Source organism: Streptomyces sp. DH24 (genome assembly GCF_029813775.1).
Classification (GTDB): Bacteria; Actinomycetota; Actinomycetes; order Streptomycetales; family Streptomycetaceae; genus Streptomyces.
Genome location: NZ_JARVKW010000131.1, coordinates 1 through 418, shown reverse-complemented (window position 1 = coordinate 418; position 418 = coordinate 1). Strand labels below are relative to the sequence as shown.

1 pseudogene is annotated in these 418 nt (G+C 75.8%); it reads left to right on the top strand.

From position 1 onward, the window contains the following. Nucleotides 1-168: 168 nt before the first annotated feature. A pseudogene (locus QC282_RS32170) lies at nucleotides 169-418 on the top strand (peptidase); the annotation flags it as partial.

Sequence of the window (418 nt, the reverse complement as noted above, 5' to 3'; positions counted from 1 at the left end):
CCTTACGGCCCGGCACCGACAGCGCCCCAGCCGCGGCCCCGGCGCCCCCGGATGCTGTGGAAAACAACAGGGGGTGCCGGGCGGAACGCGCCGCGACGGACGCATACCATCGACTCCAGACCCTCCCGTCCGGCAGGCTCGGGAGACGCTTCGATCGAGGGGACACCGGTGGACGAGAGCGGCGGGAGCGGGCAGCCGCGGTCCGGCAACGACCAGTCGGCCGAGGAGCACGCGGGATCCGCGGCCCCGGCCCTGGATCCCGCACGCCCCGAACCGCCCGCCCCCGACGCCACCGGCGCCCGCCCCCCGGCCGCCGACCGTGCCACGCCGAATCGGAGTTTCGAGAAGCCGCCGGCGAGCACTGAACCCTGGACCGACGACCCCGTCACGCCCGAGCACGGCACCGAGCCCCCGGAAT